Consider the following 16,874-nt stretch of genomic DNA (forward strand, 5'->3'; position numbering starts at 1 on the left):
TGCGAGAAGCGGGAACAGCATGACGACCACCTATCCGCGCGACCTCATCGGTTACGGCCGCAACACGCCCGACCCGCAGTGGCCGGGCGGCGCGAATGTCGCGGTGCAGTTCGTCGTCAACTACGAGGAGGGCGGCGAAAGCAGCATCCTCGACGGCGACAAGGCGTCGGAATCGCTGCTTTCCGAGATCGTCGGCGCCCAGCCCTGGGTCGGTCAGCGCAACCTCAACATGGAATCGATCTACGAATACGGCTCGCGCGCCGGCTTCTGGCGGCTCTGGCGAATGTTCACGAGCCGCCGTGTGCCCGTCACCTGCTATGGCGTCACGCAGGCCATGGCGCGCAATCCCGAAGCCGTCGCGGCGATGCGGGAGGCGGATTGGGAGCTCGCGAGCCACGGCCTCCGCTGGCTCGAATACAAGGACTTCTCCGAAGAGGAAGAGCGCCGCCACATCCACGAGGCGATCCGCCTGCATACCGAGGTCGCGGGCTCCAGGCCGCTCGGCTTCTACCAGGGCAAGCCGTCGGACCACACGCTGAAGATTCTGATGGAGGAGGGCGGTTTCCTCTATACGTCAGACAGTTATGCCGACGACCTGCCATACTGGGTCCAGGGGCCGAACGGTCCGCACCTGATCATTCCCTACACGCTCGAAACCAACGACATGCGGTTCGCCACCCCGCAGGGTTTCAACTCGGGCGACCAGTTCTTCACCTATCTGAAGGACGCCTTCGACGTCCTCTATGAGGAGGGCGAGCGGGGCGCGCCGAAGATGATGAGCGTCGGCCTGCACTGCCGGCTGGTCGGGCGTCCCGGGCGCGCGGCGGCGCTGGCGCGCTTCGTCGACTATGTGCTCGCCAAGGAAAAGGTCTGGATCCCGCGCCGCATCGACATCGCCTGGCACTGGCACGCGCACCACAGACCTGCGTGAAATGGCGGCGCGCCGCCGCTTTTCCTTGAATCGGCGATGCGCAGCAGATACTCCCATCAGGCATGGGAAAAGCGTTGATTCCGCCGGATGGCGGCCATGTCGAAAGCATCAATCTCCGCGAGGCGCTGGAAGAGCGTTATCTCGCCTACGCGCTCTCGACCATCATGGGTCGGGCGCTGCCGGATGCGCGTGACGGACTGAAGCCCGTCCACCGCCGCATCCTCTACGGCATGCACCTGCTGCGCCTCAGCCCGGACTCGGCGTTCAAGAAGTCGGCCAAGATCGTCGGCGACGTGATGGGCTCGTTCCATCCGCATGGCGACCAGTCGATCTACGACGCGCTCGTGCGCCTCGCGCAGGATTTCTCGTCGCGCTATCCGCTGGTCGACGGCCAGGGCAATTTCGGCAACATCGACGGCGACGGCGCGGCAGCCTACCGCTACACCGAAGCGCGCATGACCGAAGTCGCGCAGATGCTGCTCGAGGGCATCGACGAAGACGCGATCGACTTTCGCGAGAACTATTCCGGCGACCTGAAGGAGCCGATCGTTCTGCCGTCGAGCCTGCCGAACCTGCTCGCCAACGGCACGTCGGGCATCGCGGTCGGCATGGCGACCTCGGTTCCGCCGCACAACATCGCCGAGCTCTGCGACGCCGCGCTGGCGCTGATCAAGAACCCCGGCGCGACGACCGAGGACTTGGTCCAGCACGTCCAGGGTCCGGACCTGCCGACCGGCGGCATCATCGTCGACACGCGGGCCCAGATCACCGAGGCCTACCGGACCGGCAAGGGCGCCTTCCGCGTCCGCGCCCGCTGGCATGTCGAGGACCAGGGCCGCGGCACCTATCTGATCGTCGTCACCGAGATCCCCTACCAGGTGCAGAAGTCGCGCCTGATCGAGAAGATCGCCGAGCTGATCCAGACGCGGAAAGTGCCGCTGCTGGCCGATGTCCGCGACGAATCGGCCGAGGACATCCGCGTCGTGCTGGAGCCGCGCGCCCGCACCGTCGACGCGGCACTGCTGATGGAATCGCTGTTCAAGCTGACCGAGCTCGAGAGCCGCATCTCGCTCAACATGAATGTCCTCTCGAAGGGCATCGTGCCGAAGGTGATGAATCTCGGCGAGGTTCTGAGCGAGTGGCTCGATCATCGCCGCGAGGTGCTGGTCCGTCGCTCCGGCTTCCGCCTGAACCAGATCAAGCATCGGCTGGAAGTCCTGGAAGGCTATCTCGTCGCCTATCTCAACCTCGACGAGGTGATCCGGATCATCCGCTACGAGGATGAGCCGAAACAGGAGCTGATGAAGGCCTTCTCGCTCACCGACCTGCAGGCCGAGTCGATCCTGAACATGCGGCTGCGCTCGCTGCGCAAGCTCGAGGAATTCGAGATCCGCAAGGAGCATGACGGGCTCTCGGCCGAGATGGCGCAGATCGAGGCGCTGCTCGCCTCCGAGGAGAAGCAGTGGCAGACGGTCGCCTGGCAGGTGAAAGAGGTCCGCAAGACCTTCGGCCCCGAGACGCCGCTCGGCAAGCGCCGCACCGGCTTCGCCGACGCGCCGTCGCATGACGTCGAGGACATCCAGCAGTCGATGATCGAGCGCGAGCCGATCACGGTCGTCGTGTCGGAGAAGGGCTGGATCCGCGCGCTGAAGGGCCATGTCAGCGATTTTGCGACGCTGACCTTCAAGACCGACGATCAGCTGAAGCTCGCGCTGCATGCCGAGACGACGGACAAGCTTCTGGTGTTCTCCACCGGCGGCAAGTTCTACACGCTCGGCGCCGACAAGCTACCGGGCGGCCGTGGCCATGGCGAGCCGATCCGCCTGATGGTCGACATGGACAACGGGCAGGACATCGTCACCGTGTTCGTGCACAAGCCCGGCCGCAAGCTGCTGCTCGCCTCGACCGACGGGCGCGGCTTCGTCGTGCCCGAGACCGAGGTCATCGCCAACACCCGCAAGGGCAAGCAGGTGCTGAACGTCGACGGCACGGAAGAGGCGCGGATCTGCGTCGAGGCGGGCGGCGACCACGTCGCCGTCATCGGCCAGAACCGCAAGTTCCTGATCTTCCCGGCCGAGCAGGTGCCGGAGATGACGCGCGGCAAGGGCGTCCGCCTGCAGCGCTACAAGGATGGCGGCCCGTCCGACGTCCGCACCTTCAACGCCGCCGAGGGCCTGACCTGGATGGATTCGTCGGGGCGGAGCTATACCCGCACCGCCGAGGAACTGAAGCCCTGGGTCGCCGAACGCGGCCAGGCCGGCCGCCTGCCGCCCGACAAGTTCCCGAAGACGAACAGCTTCGGTACGCCGCAGCTGAAGTGAGGCTGAGTGGGGGATGACCCTCGCTCCGCCCCTTCAAGCATCGGATCCTGCGGAAGCCTCGATGGGAGAGGCTTCCGCGTACGGATCAGGCTGCGTGTTTCAGCAGCCATGCGTCGTGGACGATCAGGAAATCGCGCAGCCGGGCGGCGTAGTCTTGCGTGACCGCCTGAGCCACGCTCGACCGCTGCGCGAGCGCCGCACGCCATGCGCGGACCTTCGGCGTCTGCGCGAAGGCCTGTGTGTCGACGATGCTGTCGAACACATCGAAATAGCGGAAGATCGGCGCGAAGACGGCATCGACCAGGCTGAAGGTCGCGCCACTGAAGAGCGGCCCCTCGGCCAGCTCCGCTTCGACGCGGCCGAACTTGGCTAGGAGCGCCTTGCGTTTGGCCTCGTAGGTCTCGGCATCCTTCGCGGTCTCGAAGCCCCAGAGATCCGACAGAATGGAGGAGCCGAATTCCATCCAGCCCCGATGACGCGCCCGCGTGAGCGGATCGACGGGATGAAGGGCGGCGCCGGGCTGCGTTTCCTCGAGATACTCGCAGATGACGGCGCTCTCGAACAGCACGGCGTCGGTGCCATCCTCCTGCCTCACAATCAGCAGCGGCACCTTGCCGAGCGGGGAAATGGCGAGGAACCAGTTTGGCTTTGCGGCGAGATCGACATAGCGCCGCTCGAACGGCACGCCTTTCTCCGCGAGGGCGATGGCGGCCCGCTGCACATAGGGGCAGAGATGATGGCTGACGAGGATCAGCTTTGCATCGGACATCATGGTGTCTCCCGGATCGGGTCAAAAAAGAGGGCTGGAGGGGCGAAGCGCAGGGCGGCCGTCGCCGAGCAGGAATTGCGCGGCGGACAGCACGATCAGGTAGAGCGGATATTCCCATCCGCCGCCGGGCGCGTTGAACACCCATCCAGCGCCGCCATGCGCCCAGATGATGGCTCCAAGAAGCGCGGGGATCAGCGCAATGGCGACCCAGCGGGCATAGATGCCGAGGATCAGCATGGTCCCGCCGATCACTTCGGCGGCGAAGGTCACATAGGCCAGCCAGCCCGGCAGGCCGATGGATTCGAAGTAGCCCGCGGTTCCCGCAAGGCCGAAGGTGAAGAGTTTGAGCACGACGGAATGGGCGAGATACATCACGCCGAGGCTGATGCGCAGCAGCGTCACGGCATAGTCTGTCAGGCGGTCCTGGGTCACAGCGGAGCCTCCAGCTATCGGGGGTAGATGCATCTGCATATATATGCCCTTGCGTAAGTCGTCAATCTGAATGTAATTGCATCTATGTCTGATAGCCCCATCGATCTGAACCCGCCGTCCGCAGCCGCCACCCGCGCCTGGGTGCGCCTGATGCGCAGCCAGCGCATCGTCCTGGCCGCCATGGAGCAGGACCTGAAGGCAGCCGGACTACCGCCGCTCGGCTGGTATGATGTGCTGCTGGAGCTGGTCCGCGCCGAGGATGGAAGACTGCGCCCCTACGAGATCGAGGAGCGGACGCTGCTGGCGCAGCACAATCTTTCCCGCCTGCTGGATCGCATGGAGAAGGAAGGACTGGTCCGGCGCGAAACCTTCGCCGAGGACGGGCGCGGCCGATGGGTCGTCGTTACCGATGCCGGTCGTGCCATGCAGTCGCGCATGTGGACGGTCTATGGCGCGTCCATCCAAAAGCATGTCGGCGAGAAGCTGGACGAGGGGCGGGCAGACCAGCTGGCCGACCTGCTCGCCGCCCTTTCACGCTCTGTCTGAAGGTGCATTCGCCGCCGGGTGCTCCGTGCGAGACGCCGTCGCCCCAAGCCGATTCCCTGCATCGAGGTGGTACGCCCACCCCGACCCTCCCCGCAGGGGGGAGGGAGAAGGAAAAAAGCCCTCGCCCGCTTGCGGGAGAGGGTTGGGTGAGGGGCTTGCTTCCTAGAGGCGCTGCGGCCTCAGCCCGCCGGTTCCCAGCCGCGGGGGCCCAGGTGCTGTTGCGGGCGGAAGCGGGCCTTGTAGGCCATCTTCTTCGAGCCCTCGACCCAGTAGCCGAGATAGACATAGGGAAGGCCCATCTTCCGGGCGCGGCGGATGTGGTCGAGGATCATCAGCGTCCCGAGCGAGCGATCGGTGTAGCCCGGCTCATAGAACGAATAGACCATCGACAGCCCGTCCGAGAGCAGGTCGGTCAGCGCCGTGGCGATCAGCGGTCCGTCGCCCTGGCCGGTGATGGCCGTGTCGGGCCCGCGAAAACGGTACTCGACCAGCATGGTGTCGACATGCGTGTCCTCGACCATCATGGCGTAGTCGAGCACGGTCATGTCGGCCATGCCGCCCTGCGAATGGCGGGCGTCGAGATAGGCGCGGAAGAGCGAATACTGCTCGGAGGTCGGCGCGGCTTCGACGCGCGTGCCGATCAGGTCGACATTCTTATCCAGCACCCGCCGGAAGCTCCGGGTCGTCACGAACTGGTCGACGGGGACGCGGACCGAGACGCACGCCTTGCAGGCCTCGCAGGCCGGGCGATAGGCGATGTTCTGGCTGCGCCGGAAGCCGCCCTGGGTCAGGATCTCGTTGAGCGCGGATGCCTTCTCGCCGACGAGATGCGTAAAGACCTTCCGCTCCATCTGCCCCGGTAGATAGGGGCAGGGCGAAGGGGCTGTCAGGAAGAACTGCGGCGTTTCGGTCGAATGTTGGGTCATAACGCGACAGGCCCGAACCAAGGAGGCATCGGCAGACGATAATACGTCATCCGCCGATGCCAAGATTGTTTTTTACGCGGAACTCAGCGACGGGTGCGCGCCAGCGGGCCGGCGTTCAGCACGACCGTGCCGAGCAGCATGTCGTGCAGCAGCCGCTTGCGGTCGGAGAACAGGCCGATCAGCAGGATCAGCGGCGTCAGCACCGAGACGGAGAACCAGAAGATCAGGGCATGCGCGGCGGCGATGATGGCGCCGATGCGCTCGCCATCCGTCGAGCGGATGGCGACGCCCGCGAGCCGCATGCCCGGCGTCGCCGCCTTCGGCCCGCCGAGCGTCAGCGCGACGTAGAGCAGCGCTACGATGGCGAACAGCGGCAGCGCGAACAGGAACCAGGCCACGCCGAGCGTGATCACGCCCATCGCCAGGATGACGATCGAGACCAGGAGCAGGAAGAAACCGATCAGGATCGCATCGACGATAAACGCGAAGAAGCGCTTCGTGAGCACGCCCTCGAAGAGTTCGGGTTCCCGGATCGGGTCGAAAACCTGGCCGCCGGCGCGGTAGGCATCGTCATAGTGCGTCATGGCGTTCCTTGCTTCTGTCTTGCACAAGATCAAATGGGAGATTTTGCCGCAGCCTGCAAGAAGTTGCGCGGGAAGCGCCCGGAAAAATCAGGGGGGCGCCATCCGGGTGACCGTGTAGTTGCGCGCCTCCAGCGCCGCGCTGATCTCGCTGGCATGCTCGGGCCCGTGCGTCTCGATGGTGACGTCGACGCTGGCGCCCTTGGCGGGCACGGTGAGGAGGTTGCGGTGGTGGAACACCTCGAGGATGTTGCCGCCGCAAGACCCGATCGTCGCCGCGATGTCGGCGAGCACGCCCGGCTGGTCGGGGATGATGATCCGGACCGCGACGATGCGCTCGGAGCGCGCCAGCTCGCGGACCATGATCGAGGCGGCGAGGCGCGGATCGATGTTGCCGCCGCAGAGCACCAGGCCGACGCGCTGGCCGCGGAAACGGTCGGGATCGGCCAGGATGGCGGCGAGGCCGGCCGCGCCGGCGCCCTCGGCCATCGTCTTCTGCAGCGTCAGATAGGCGTTGACCGCCCGCTCGATCGACGTCTCGGTCACCAGCACGACGTCGTCGACGAAGTGGCGGGCGATCTCCAGCGTCAGCTTGCCGACATTCTTGACCGCGATGCCCTCGGCGAGCGAATTGCCGCCGCAGACGCCCTCCGTGCCGTCGAGGGCTGCGCGCATGGACGGGTAGAGCTCGGTCTCGACGCCGATGATCTGCGTCTGCGGCGCCAGCGTCTTGCTGGCGATGGCGATGCCGCCGATCAGGCCGCCGCCGCCGACGGGGATCAGCATGCTGTCGAGCGGCGGACCGTCCGCGATCATCTCGAGGGCGATCGTGCCCTGGCCGCGGATCACATGCGGATCGTCATAGGGATGCACCCAGACGGCGCCGGTCTCGTCGGCGATCGTGCCGGCGATCTGCTGGCAGATGGCGAGCGTCTCGCCCTCGACGACGACGTTGGCGCCGAAGGCCTTCGTCGCCTCGACCTTCACGAAGGGCGTCGTCTTCGGCATCACGATGGTGGCGGGGATGCCGAGGCGCTGGGCGTGATAGGCGACGGCCTGCGCGTGATTGCCGGCCGACATCGCGACGACGCCGCGCCGCCGCTCGTCGTCCGAGAGCGACAGGAGCTTCACCAGGGCGCCGCGTTCCTTGAAGGACGAGGTGACCTGCAGGTTCTCGTATTTGACGTGGATCTCCGCGCCGGCCAGCCGCGACAGCCGGGGCGCCGGCAGGAAGGGTGTGCGGATCAGGACGCCGTCGATCTGGCGGGCCGCGTCGCGGATGTCCTCCAGAGTGGGAAATGCGGGATGAGGCGATCCAGTCATGACAACTCCGGGGGCTTGGGCAGCGGCTTTGCGTTGGGGGGCTTAGGATGGTCGGATGGCGCGATCTTCTTCGAGCGCCGTGCCCTGTCCCAGCAGTCCGTTCGGACGGATGAGGAAGAGCAGGGTCAGAATCGCGAGCACGACGATGTCGCGGGACGTGGTGTCGAAATAGGCGGCCCAGAGCGTTTCCAGCGTCGCGATCAGCAGGCCGCCGAGCACGGCCCCGACGAGCGAGCCGGCGCCGCCGACGAGGCTGGCGAGCAGCGCCTTCAGGCCGACGATCAGCCCCATCGAATAGGTGATGGTGCCATAGCTCAGCGCCAGCACGGCGCCGCCGCCGGCCGCGAGCGAGGAGGCAAGGATCAGGGTCGTGCCAGTGACCTGGGCGGGGTCGATGCCCTGCAGCCGCGCCATGACGCGGTCGTCGGCCACGGCGCGCCAGGCCCGGCCGAAGGCGGAATGGTGCATGACGAACAGGACGATCGGCAGGATGACGAGCGCCAGTCCGATGACCAGCAGCCGCATCTCGGTGAGCACGACCGGAAACGGCCCCTGCGTGAGAACGACGGGCGTGTCGAGGATCGGCTGCACCCAGATCTCGCGGGCGCCCTGGGTGAGCCGCAGCATTTCCGAGAGGGCGATGCCGAGCCCGATGGTGGCGATGATGAAGGCGCGGTCCGGGCCGCCGGCAAGCGGCAGGACGACGGTGCGGCCGACGAGCCAGCCCCAGAGGGCTGCCAGCGTCACGGCCATGCCGAGGACCAGGGCGATGGAGGGGAGGAGGCCGAGCGACGGCATGCTGACAGCGGCGACGATGCCGATGATCGCGCCATAACCGCCGATCACGGCGATCTGGCCGAACGCCATATGGATGCGCCGGATCAGGCCGTAGACGAGTGCGAAGGCGAGCGCGATCGGCGAATAGAGCGCCGCGAGGCTGAGAATGTTGACGACCTGCTGCAGCGCGAAGCCGACGCCCTTCGGCAGCTTGATCGATGAGATCTCGAGGCTCGGCGATTGCCAGTTGGTCTCGGCGATCGCACGGGATACCGCGCCGTCCTGATCCAGGAACCAGCGATGCAGCGTGATGAGCTGCCGCTCGGTCAGCGCGCCGTCATAGCCGCGCACGCCGATGACCTGGCCCCGGCCCATCTCCAGCGTCCCGCCGGCGAAGGCGCAATCGACATAGAGCGGCAGGTCCATGCTGGGAACGGTGTAGTTGACCCGGAGCGCATGGCTGACGCCCTCGAGCGGGATCACCGACTGGATCGTGACCCTCTGCCCGGCGGGGGCGACGGCGGTCGCGACCGCCACGCAGACGCGCGCCTGCTGGCGGTCAATCAGGTTGCACGCGGCGAGCAGAGCTGCCGCGCAGATAACCAGCGCCATGATCGCGGCCGGTCTTGCGGCCCCCACCATCGGCGCGCTCCGATCAGCGAGGGAGGAGCGGCGCGACGAGCGGCGCGAAATAGGTCAGGATGCCGTCGGCGCCCGCCCGCTTGAAAGCAGCTAAGCTTTCCAGGAAGGCGCGATCACCGTCGATCCAACCATTGCGCGCCGCGGCCTGCAGCATCGCGTATTCACCCGACACCTGATAGGCGAAGGTGGGCATGGCGAACGTCTCCTTCACCCGCTGCACCACGTCGAGATAAGGCATGCCGGGCTTGACCATGATCATGTCAGCCCCTTCCTGAATGTCGAGCTCGACTTCGCGCAGCGCCTCGTCGGTATTGCCGAAATCCATCTGATAGGTGCGCTTGTCGCCGATCAGCGTCTTCGAGGTGCCGATGGCATCGCGGAAGGGCCCGTAGAAGGCAGAGGCGTATTTCGCCGAATAGGCCATGATCTGCACGTCGAGGAAGCCCGCGTCGTCCAGCACCTCGCGGATCGCGGCGACGCGGCCGTCCATCATGTCGGACGGCGCGATCACGTCGGCGCCGGCCTCGGCCTGGGCAAGTGCCTGCTGCACGAGCAGGGCGACGCTGGCGTCGTTGACGATGCGCTCGCCCTCGAGCACGCCGTCATGGCCATGGCTGGTATAGGGATCAAGCGCCACGTCGGTGATCAGGCCGATCTCGGGCACCGCCGCCTTGATCGCGCGGCAGGCGCGGCAGACGAGGTTGTTCGGGTTCAGCGATTCGCTGCCGGTCGGATCGCGCAGCGACGGCTCGGTGAACGGGAAGAGGGCGATCGCCGGAATGCCCAGCTGCGCGGCCTTTTCAGCCTCGATGACGGCCTGGTCGACCGAAAGCCGCTGTACGCCCGGCATCGAGGCGACGTCCTGGCGGACGTTCTCGCCCTCGATCAGGAAGATCGGCCAGATCAGGTCGTTGACCGTCAGAAGCGTCTCCCGCACCAGGCGGCGCGACCAGTCCGCCTTGCGATTGCGGCGAAGTCGGCGTCCGCCCAGGATGGCGTTCATGTCGGGCGGATTGAAGGACTGGCGGGTCATACGAATTTCCTTGAGCGGCGCAACGGCTGGAACCTAGCACCAGATAAGCCGGCTTCAAGCGCGGCACTGTCGCGCTTCGGATGGCAGGAGCGAGGCGGGCGCTTTCGCGAAACGAGAAGCGCCCTAGCCGTCGCCCTTGCGGACGAGAACCTTGTCGATCCGGCGGCCGTCGAGGTCAACCACCTCGAAGATCCAGCCCTCATGGCTGAAGAATTCGCCGGGCACGGGGATGTGGCCGAGATGGTGCAGCATGAAGCCTGCGACGGTGGCGAAGTCGCCTTCGAGCCCGAGGCCCCGCAGGCCGAGCGTGCGCTCGGCAATGTCGATGGCGGCGCTGCCGTCGATCAGCCAGGATCCGTCGGCGCGCTGGATGGCTTCGGGAACGTCGTCGCCCTCATGCTCCGGCATGTCGCCGGCGATCGCCGTCAGGATGTCCATCGGCGTCACGATGCCCTGGAAGCTGCCATACTCGTCGAGCACGACCGCCATATGGACGTTCGAGGTCTTGAACCGGTCCAGCACCTTCAGCACGGCCATGCGCTCGTCGACATAGAGCGGCTCGCGGATGATCGCGTCGAGGTCGACGGTCTTGCCCTCATAGATCTGCTCGAGCAGGTCCTTGGCGTGGACGATGCCGATCACGGCGTCGATCTCGCCGCGGCTGACGGGAAAGCGCGAATGGCCGGAATGCATGATCGCGTCGCGATTCTCCGCCGGCGGATCCTCGATGTCGAGCCAGACGACGTCGGGCCGCGCCACCATGATCGAGCGCACCGGCCGATCGGCGACGCGGATCACCGCCTCGATCATGTCGCGCTCGGCCTGGTGGAACACGCCGGCCTCGGTCCCCTCGGCGATCATCGTCTTGACCTCTTCCTCGGTCACGCCGCGATCGTCGTTGTGCTGCTTGCCGAGCGCCCGCAGGACCGTGTCGGTCGAGAGGCGCAGGAACCAGACGATCGGCAAGGCGAAGCGCGCGATGAGGCCGACGGGGCGGGCGACGAAGCAGGCGAGGCGCTCGGGATTGGTGAGCGCCATGCGCTTGGGAACGAGCTCGCCGAGAATGAGGGAAGAGTAGGCGAGGCAGACGACGACGACGATCGTGGCGATCGTGGAGGCCTTGTTGCCGAGGCTCGGGAAGGTCGTCTGCAGGAATTCGGTGAACGGCGTCGCCAGCGCCGCCTCGCCGAAGGCGCCGGACAGGATGGCGACGAGCGTGATGCCGATCTGCACGGCGGAAAGGAAGCCGGTCGGATCCTCCGACAGGCGCAGCGCGGCTGTGGCGCCGCGCACGCCCTCGCTCGCCATGAGTTGCAGGCGCGCAGGGCGCGAGGAAACAACGGCGATTTCGGACAAAGCGAAGAAGCCGTTGAAAGCGATCAACACAGCGATGATCAGAATGTCTTGCCAGGGCATGTGTCGTCTAGCGCGCGGCAATCATTTGGGAGGGTACCATCAGGTCCAACTGGGCATGAGAAAGACCCGGTAAGCGGCGCCGTGGCGGGCCGCTCCGGGACAGGGCTTCTCTTCGGCCATCGACATGGCGCGATCATATCGGAGGCGACCGGTTCCCGCCAGCGGAGAGATGGGCCCGGCGCCCGAGGCCGAATGAGATGGGGACGGACGGCGAACGGCCTTGTCGCCGGTGCGTCGCCGCTTACTGTCGGAGCGCATTCTCCGGAGAAAAGCATGGCCCGACCCGAGATCCGCTTCGACCGCGAGGGCTACGCCGGCATCGTCACGCTGTGCCGGCCGGGCGCCCTCAACGCGCTGTCGCACGGCATGGTCCGTGCGCTGGCGGAGGCGCTCGCGAGTTGGAAGGACGATGCCAGCGTGCGGACCGTCGTCGTCCGCGCCGAGGGCAGGGCCTTCTGCTCCGGCGGCGACATCCGCGCGGTCTACGAGGCCGGGCGCGGCGCGCCGGAGCAGCGCGCCTTCTTCCGCGACGAATACCGCCTGAACGCCGCGATCAAGGCGTTCCCGAAGCCTTATGTCGCGCTTGTCGACGGCTACATCATGGGCGGCGGCGCCGGGATCGCCGTGCACGGCTCGCACCGCGCCTTCGCCGAGAATGCCGTCTTCGCGATGCCCGAAACGGGTATCGGCTTCTTCCCGGATGTCGGATCCAGCTATTTCCTGTCGCGCATGCCGGGCGCGGCCGGCGTCTATTCTGCGCTTGCCGCGATGCGTCTTCGCCGCGGCGATGCGCTCCATGCGGGCATCGCGACCCATGCCGTGCCCGCCGGCGCCTTCGACGCGATCGTCGAGCGGCTGGCACGAGGCGAGAGCGCCGACACTGTCCTTGCCGACCACGCGGAGCCGGTCGAGGCCGAGACGCTGGAGCGGCTCGGCCCGGTCCTCGATGCGTCCTTCGCCAACGGATCGGTCGAATCGATCCTCATCGGGCTGGACGCGCTTGACGGGGCGCATGCCGACTGGGCGAGGCAGACGGCGGCGACGATCCGCTCGAAATCGCCGACCAGCCTGCGCGTCGCCCTGCGTCAGATCCGCGCCGCGCGGGAGCTCGATTTCGACGATTGCATCCGGCTGGACTGGCGCATCGCCTGCGCGATCCTCGACGGTCATGATTTCTACGAAGGCGTTCGCGCCGCCCTTGTCGACAAGGATCAGTCTCCGGCCTGGCAGCCGGCGACGCTTTCGGAGGTTGACCCGGAGGCGATCGATAGGCACTTCGTGACGCCGGCCGAAGGAGATATCCCGCTACCATGATCGACAACGAAGTCACCCAGCTTCCGAGCGAGCCGGACAATCCCTACGACCTGGCGCTGACGGTCTACCTTCGCGGCATCGCGGCGATCCTGCTTCTGCTGGGGCTTCGTCACTGGCTCTACATCGCCGGCGTCTTCCAGGATCCGGGCTGGAGCTTCGAGACGATGTCGACGCCGTGGAAGCTCGTGACCATCCATCTCGCCGTCGTCGATCTGGTGGCCGCCGTCGGGCTCTGGATGCGCGTCGCCTGGGGCAATGTGATCTGGGTCTACGTCGCCTTCTTCGAGATCGCGATCCATACCGTCTTCGCGGAAACCTACGGGCTGGATCTCCTCGTCGTCGCCTTCCATGTCGTGACGCTGCTGATTTTCGTGGCCCTGCTGGTGATGAGCCGGCGGCACGAGGCGATGACGGCCTGAGCGGCGGGATACAAGTTTTTAACGATAAGATCCGTTTGGAAGGCCGCCCGGGCAGGTAAGCCTGCGTTAAGCGTGATATTTAAGATCATATTCAAATGATCCCTATAAGGTCCGTTGTCATCAGGTGAGAAGAATACTTGCCACGCAACAGAGAGGCCGGAAAGATGATCAGCGCGAAGCGGGCAGTCGAAACAGTCAATCAACAGCAGGATACGCCGGAGCTCAAGCCGCTTTACATGGAAGCGCTGACTCTGGTGGAAAGGCTCCATCGCCGTCTGCTGGACGTGATCAAGGACGAATTCGACCGCTCGGGCCGCTCCGACGTCAACAGCATCCAGGCGCTGCTTCTGTTCAACATCGGCGATGCCGAGCTGACCGCCGGCGAGCTCCGCAGCCGCGGTTACTATCTCGGTTCCAACGTCTCCTACAATCTGAAGAAGCTGGTCGAGATGGGCTTCATCCATCACCAGCGTTCGCGGATGGACCGCCGCTCGGTCCGGGTCAGCCTGACGGAGAGCGGCCAGGAAGTCGCCAACATCGTCGCCGGCGTCTACGAGCGGCACATGAAGTCGATCGAGCAGGTCGGCGGCATCGCCATCGACGACTTCCAGATGCTCAACCGCGCCTTGCAGCGCCTCGACCGCTTCTGGACCGACCAGATCCTCTATCGCCTGTAGAATCGGAAAGCTAATTTATCTCCGATTCCGTAGCCGTTTGCCTTTCTTGGATCACACGTGCCAATGCTACGACATGTTGGACCGTAAGATTAAATTGCGGCTGGGCCCTGACGGGGGGGGCTATCTATTCACTGGAACGAGCTGAAGGGTAGCGAAAACGTTGATCTGATCTGGCATATCTTGATCGGGCATTTTCCCTAGACTTGTGCTAAGATAGAGTCTGCCCCCGTCCAATTTACTTTCAATTGACGGCCATTTCATTCTCGCATCAATTGGATTTACGGCCGCGCTATCGACTCTTGAGTTGTAACGAACATTCAGAAGTTCGGTTATTTTCATGTGCGGTGGGGCTATGACGCTTGCGGCATAATCAATGGAGTCGAAATCGCCATCCGATGGGGCTTCGGAAATGGCGTCAGATGGGGCTTCGGAGACGATGCCGGATGGGTCTTCGGAGAAGATGCCAGATGGGTCTTCGGAAGCAACATCGGATGGGACTTTTGATAGAGTGATCAATACACTCTGGATTTGTGCCGTTCTTTCTTCTGTAACAACCTCAGGTGATGGCAGCTTGGTTTCGGCGACAATTGTGCCGGCTAGCGTTGATTCCGCGCTCCTCCCTTGGATGCCGCCCGGTAGGCTATTCGTCACCGCGTGTATGGTGCCGGTAAACCTATCGGGAGAGACTTGAATGTTCTCCAAGCTCCCAGATCGGAGATTCGACCCATTTAGCTGAGGTAGATGGTAGGCGCCCGTGAAAACGGAATTGGGTGGGGGGGTAAAGCTAAGCGACGAGTGAGCGTTACCCCTCACCAGTTGATCGATTTTCAGATCAACGGTGGTTGTTTGACTTGGAATAATCTGATCGCAATCGGGAAAGTAGCTTAGGCCGAGCAAAGTTCTGGCGTCCGGAGAGAGGTTTGTAACTGCGATAGGTATAGGGACTGCAAGGGCCGAATTTATTATAGGGACATCATTAACTATGTGCTGACCAATGGAGATTGCGAACACTGAACCATGCTCATTGAATACTGGAGCTCCGCTGTCGCCGCGGTTTGAGGGTATTTGGAGGTCGGCAGGATTGATGCCGTCATCATGGGCCCTAACGGTTCCATCAACTTTGGCGACGTAGTCTTCGCCACCTCCATACCCTAAAATAGAGAGCCGAGTTTCCGAACTGTATTCGTCACACATTCTCAGGAACGGAAAGCGACGATTTTGCGAGTTAATTCTTAGGATTGCGGTATCACTAGGAAATTGGCTCGCTCTTAGCAATCGTGCCTGAATTGTCTCATTCGAAAGAGACATGCGGCCCTTGTTGTAGCTAGGAATTTGGACCGATATCCAGTATTGGGCGCCCTCGAATTTGTTCGCCGAAGGGAATAAATGGCCTGCCGTCAATACCAGGCCATCAGCAGATACAATAAACCCTGTCCCAAAGTCGCGATAGTCGGTTGTTCCGTCATCGGATGGAGCTAGAAGTGTACCTTCCACAACTATCCTGACTACTGCCGCGCCTGCGTCTTTATATAGGTCTGCCCGGGCATCACTCGCAAACAGAATCAGCGCTAGTACACTAACTCTGCAGTCGAGGGTCCGTCCGATACGAGTGCAAGACGAGGGAGTTGCCATTCTTCGGGATCCACTTGCTGCTTATCGAGTGGCGGATGGGCTTTCCCTCGAACTGATTACCACCGAGGACCAGTACCGATTCGGCGTTTTCCGCCAAAAAGAACCCAACGTGACCGTGCGCATCGTCCCGTTTATCGCGAAACACCACGATATCTCCAGGTCGCGGGCTTCCTGTTTCGCTGGCCCATGTTCGGAAAGATCTGGACGATGCGCTTTTGTTGGCCTTGCTATAGCCTGCGGGTAGGGTTTTCCCTTCTGCGCTTCGCAGCAGGCAGTAATTAACAAACGCCGCGCACCATGCGGTGGTGTCGCCACTGGGCTTTGTATTGGTAGCCTTGAAAAAGCCGACAATAACAGGGTTCCAGCGAACGGGCCAAGCCGTGACATATGGCTTGAACTCGCTCCCGATTTTTCCATCTTTCACGTCAAGAAAATAAAACGCAACCTCAATGGGCAATGAGTTTATTGGGGAATGATCAAGAACATACTTTCCGGCGTCTTCCTCGTCTGTTGTCGCTGCCTGGGTTCCTTGTGGCTGATATGTGGTCAAATTGCCGTTTAGCGAGGGTTGATCCGCGTACTGGGCCAAATCGCTGGGAATTTCGGGGAGGGTATCATCGGCAGCATTTCTTGAACCGATATCCAAAGCACGCGTGGCGTTGGCCAGCAATAAAGGCGCACCAGCAAGTGCAATAAGCATGTGTCGTCGATCCGGGAAAATAGACATAAAAGCCCCTCTATCCTCGGTCACCACTTATTGATGCGCTCAAATTGTGCAGGTTGCAATGGTCAGATACGGGCGGGTTGTATGTGGCTGAGTGATCAAGCTGGTCTCCAATCGTGATTGATGTTTTAGTAAGCGCTGTCGCTTCGCTCTTGATTGATAGCGATCTGTGATCGGCAAACGCTGCCTCGACCGCTTCTGGACCGACCAGATCCTCTATCGCCTCTGATCCCGGAGCGCAGAATCCCCAAAAACCCCGGCGTCGCCAGCCGGGGTTTTTGTTTGTCTGCCCTAGTGAGACCTCCGCACGCCGCCGCCTTCATCGCGCCGATCGGACTTGGCCACCCTCCGCCGTCATCCCGGCGAAGGCCGGGATCCAGACACGCCGGCCTGTGGCCGACAGGCTGGACC

At 63.9% G+C, this 16,874-nt stretch carries 16 protein-coding genes; 6 read left to right on the plus strand and 10 right to left on the minus strand.

The window, feature by feature from the left end; translation table 11 throughout:
- The first annotated feature begins 19 nt into the window (after positions 1-19).
- Positions 20-931, plus strand: a complete 912-nt coding sequence (gene puuE / locus AC6HZP_RS12150; protein WP_201403797.1) for an allantoinase PuuE — start codon at positions 20-22, stop codon at positions 929-931.
- Positions 932-993: 62 nt separating this feature from the next.
- Complete coding sequence (gene parC / locus AC6HZP_RS12155) at positions 994-3,252, plus strand: DNA topoisomerase IV subunit A (protein ID WP_497523086.1); 2,259 nt, start codon at positions 994-996, stop codon at positions 3,250-3,252.
- Positions 3,253-3,337: 85 nt separating this feature from the next.
- Here parC and AC6HZP_RS12160 read toward each other — a convergent pair whose 3' ends face one another.
- Complete coding sequence (locus AC6HZP_RS12160; RefSeq protein ID WP_497526798.1) at positions 3,338-4,021, minus strand: glutathione S-transferase family protein; 684 nt, start codon at positions 4,019-4,021, stop codon at positions 3,338-3,340.
- 21 nt (positions 4,022-4,042) lie between these two features.
- The gene (locus AC6HZP_RS12165; protein ID WP_497526799.1) at positions 4,043-4,486 is read right to left on the minus strand and encodes a DoxX family protein; all 444 of its coding nucleotides are present in this window, start codon (positions 4,484-4,486) and stop codon (positions 4,043-4,045) included.
- A 51-nt stretch (positions 4,487-4,537) separates the two neighbouring features.
- On the opposite strand from AC6HZP_RS12165, the gene AC6HZP_RS12170 reads away from it, so the two are divergent.
- Positions 4,538-4,999, plus strand: coding sequence for a MarR family winged helix-turn-helix transcriptional regulator (locus AC6HZP_RS12170; protein WP_497523087.1), 462 nt, complete (start codon positions 4,538-4,540; stop codon positions 4,997-4,999).
- A 179-nt stretch (positions 5,000-5,178) separates the two neighbouring features.
- Here AC6HZP_RS12170 and AC6HZP_RS12175 read toward each other — a convergent pair whose 3' ends face one another.
- The 6 genes from AC6HZP_RS12175 to AC6HZP_RS12200 form a co-directional block, all read right to left on the minus strand.
- A complete protein-coding gene (locus tag AC6HZP_RS12175) occupies positions 5,179-5,925 on the minus strand; it encodes an arginyltransferase (RefSeq protein ID WP_497523088.1) in 747 nt (248 codons plus the stop codon).
- An 83-nt stretch (positions 5,926-6,008) separates the two neighbouring features.
- Complete coding sequence (locus tag AC6HZP_RS12180) at positions 6,009-6,509, minus strand: RDD family protein (protein WP_201403803.1); 501 nt, start codon at positions 6,507-6,509, stop codon at positions 6,009-6,011.
- Positions 6,510-6,596: 87 nt separating this feature from the next.
- Positions 6,597-7,829, minus strand: a complete 1,233-nt coding sequence (locus AC6HZP_RS12185) for a threonine ammonia-lyase (RefSeq protein ID WP_497523089.1) — start codon at positions 7,827-7,829, stop codon at positions 6,597-6,599.
- Positions 7,830-7,871: 42 nt separating this feature from the next.
- A complete protein-coding gene (locus AC6HZP_RS12190) occupies positions 7,872-9,248 on the minus strand; it encodes a branched-chain amino acid ABC transporter permease (RefSeq protein ID WP_497523090.1) in 1,377 nt (458 codons plus the stop codon).
- Between the two features lie 13 nt (positions 9,249-9,261).
- Complete coding sequence (gene hemB / locus AC6HZP_RS12195) at positions 9,262-10,281, minus strand: porphobilinogen synthase (RefSeq protein WP_497523091.1); 1,020 nt, start codon at positions 10,279-10,281, stop codon at positions 9,262-9,264.
- 123 nt (positions 10,282-10,404) lie between these two features.
- Complete coding sequence (locus AC6HZP_RS12200; RefSeq protein WP_201403807.1) at positions 10,405-11,697, minus strand: hemolysin family protein; 1,293 nt, start codon at positions 11,695-11,697, stop codon at positions 10,405-10,407.
- A gap of 273 nt (positions 11,698-11,970) precedes the next feature.
- Between AC6HZP_RS12200 and AC6HZP_RS12205 the strand changes: the two genes are divergently transcribed.
- The 3 genes from AC6HZP_RS12205 (at position 11,971) to ldtR (ending at position 14,107) form a co-directional block, all read left to right on the plus strand.
- Positions 11,971-13,011 (plus strand): enoyl-CoA hydratase/isomerase family protein, encoded by a 1,041-nt coding sequence (locus tag AC6HZP_RS12205; RefSeq protein ID WP_497523092.1) that lies wholly within the window; start codon positions 11,971-11,973, stop codon positions 13,009-13,011.
- Positions 13,008-13,430 carry a DUF6163 family protein gene (locus AC6HZP_RS12210; protein WP_201403809.1) on the plus strand — a complete coding sequence of 141 codons (423 nt, stop codon included), beginning with the start codon at positions 13,008-13,010 and terminating at the stop codon, positions 13,428-13,430. Before AC6HZP_RS12205 ends, AC6HZP_RS12210 begins: the two co-directional genes overlap by 4 nt.
- Before the next feature lie 164 nt (positions 13,431-13,594).
- Entirely contained in the window at positions 13,595-14,107 is a 513-nt protein-coding gene (gene ldtR / locus AC6HZP_RS12215; RefSeq protein ID WP_497523093.1) for a transcriptional regulator LdtR, read from the plus strand.
- A 120-nt stretch (positions 14,108-14,227) separates the two neighbouring features.
- Here ldtR and AC6HZP_RS12220 read toward each other — a convergent pair whose 3' ends face one another.
- Complete coding sequence (locus tag AC6HZP_RS12220) at positions 14,228-15,601, minus strand: S1 family peptidase (protein ID WP_497523094.1); 1,374 nt, start codon at positions 15,599-15,601, stop codon at positions 14,228-14,230.
- An 82-nt stretch (positions 15,602-15,683) separates the two neighbouring features.
- Positions 15,684-16,439 carry a CHAP domain-containing protein gene (locus AC6HZP_RS12225; protein WP_497523095.1) on the minus strand — a complete coding sequence of 252 codons (756 nt, stop codon included), beginning with the start codon at positions 16,437-16,439 and terminating at the stop codon, positions 15,684-15,686.
- Positions 16,440-16,874 lie beyond the last annotated feature (435 nt).

The sequence above is a fragment of the Kaistia sp. SLG-1 genome, from assembly GCF_059699055.1.

What these genes read in the sequence shown, in the direction of transcription:
- puuE (WP_201403797.1), top strand. Translation starts at nt 20, where the DNA reads ATGACGACCACCTATCCGCGCGACCTCATCGGTTACGGCCGCAACACG.
- parC (WP_497523086.1), top strand. Translation starts at nt 994, where the DNA reads ATGGGAAAAGCGTTGATTCCGCCGGATGGCGGCCATGTCGAAAGCATC.
- AC6HZP_RS12160 (WP_497526798.1), bottom strand. Translation starts at nt 4,021, where the DNA reads ATGTCCGATGCAAAGCTGATCCTCGTCAGCCATCATCTCTGCCCCTAT.
- AC6HZP_RS12165 (WP_497526799.1), bottom strand. Translation starts at nt 4,486, where the DNA reads ATGCATCTACCCCCGATAGCTGGAGGCTCCGCTGTGACCCAGGACCGC.
- AC6HZP_RS12170 (WP_497523087.1), top strand. Translation starts at nt 4,538, where the DNA reads ATGTCTGATAGCCCCATCGATCTGAACCCGCCGTCCGCAGCCGCCACC.
- AC6HZP_RS12175 (WP_497523088.1), bottom strand. Translation starts at nt 5,925, where the DNA reads ATGACCCAACATTCGACCGAAACGCCGCAGTTCTTCCTGACAGCCCCT.
- AC6HZP_RS12180 (WP_201403803.1), bottom strand. Translation starts at nt 6,509, where the DNA reads ATGACGCACTATGACGATGCCTACCGCGCCGGCGGCCAGGTTTTCGAC.
- AC6HZP_RS12185 (WP_497523089.1), bottom strand. Translation starts at nt 7,829, where the DNA reads ATGACTGGATCGCCTCATCCCGCATTTCCCACTCTGGAGGACATCCGC.
- AC6HZP_RS12190 (WP_497523090.1), bottom strand. Translation starts at nt 9,248, where the DNA reads ATGGTGGGGGCCGCAAGACCGGCCGCGATCATGGCGCTGGTTATCTGC.
- hemB (WP_497523091.1), bottom strand. Translation starts at nt 10,281, where the DNA reads ATGACCCGCCAGTCCTTCAATCCGCCCGACATGAACGCCATCCTGGGC.
- AC6HZP_RS12200 (WP_201403807.1), bottom strand. Translation starts at nt 11,697, where the DNA reads ATGCCCTGGCAAGACATTCTGATCATCGCTGTGTTGATCGCTTTCAAC.
- AC6HZP_RS12205 (WP_497523092.1), top strand. Translation starts at nt 11,971, where the DNA reads ATGGCCCGACCCGAGATCCGCTTCGACCGCGAGGGCTACGCCGGCATC.
- AC6HZP_RS12210 (WP_201403809.1), top strand. Translation starts at nt 13,008, where the DNA reads ATGATCGACAACGAAGTCACCCAGCTTCCGAGCGAGCCGGACAATCCC.
- ldtR (WP_497523093.1), top strand. Translation starts at nt 13,595, where the DNA reads ATGATCAGCGCGAAGCGGGCAGTCGAAACAGTCAATCAACAGCAGGAT.
- AC6HZP_RS12225 (WP_497523095.1), bottom strand. Translation starts at nt 16,439, where the DNA reads ATGCTTATTGCACTTGCTGGTGCGCCTTTATTGCTGGCCAACGCCACG.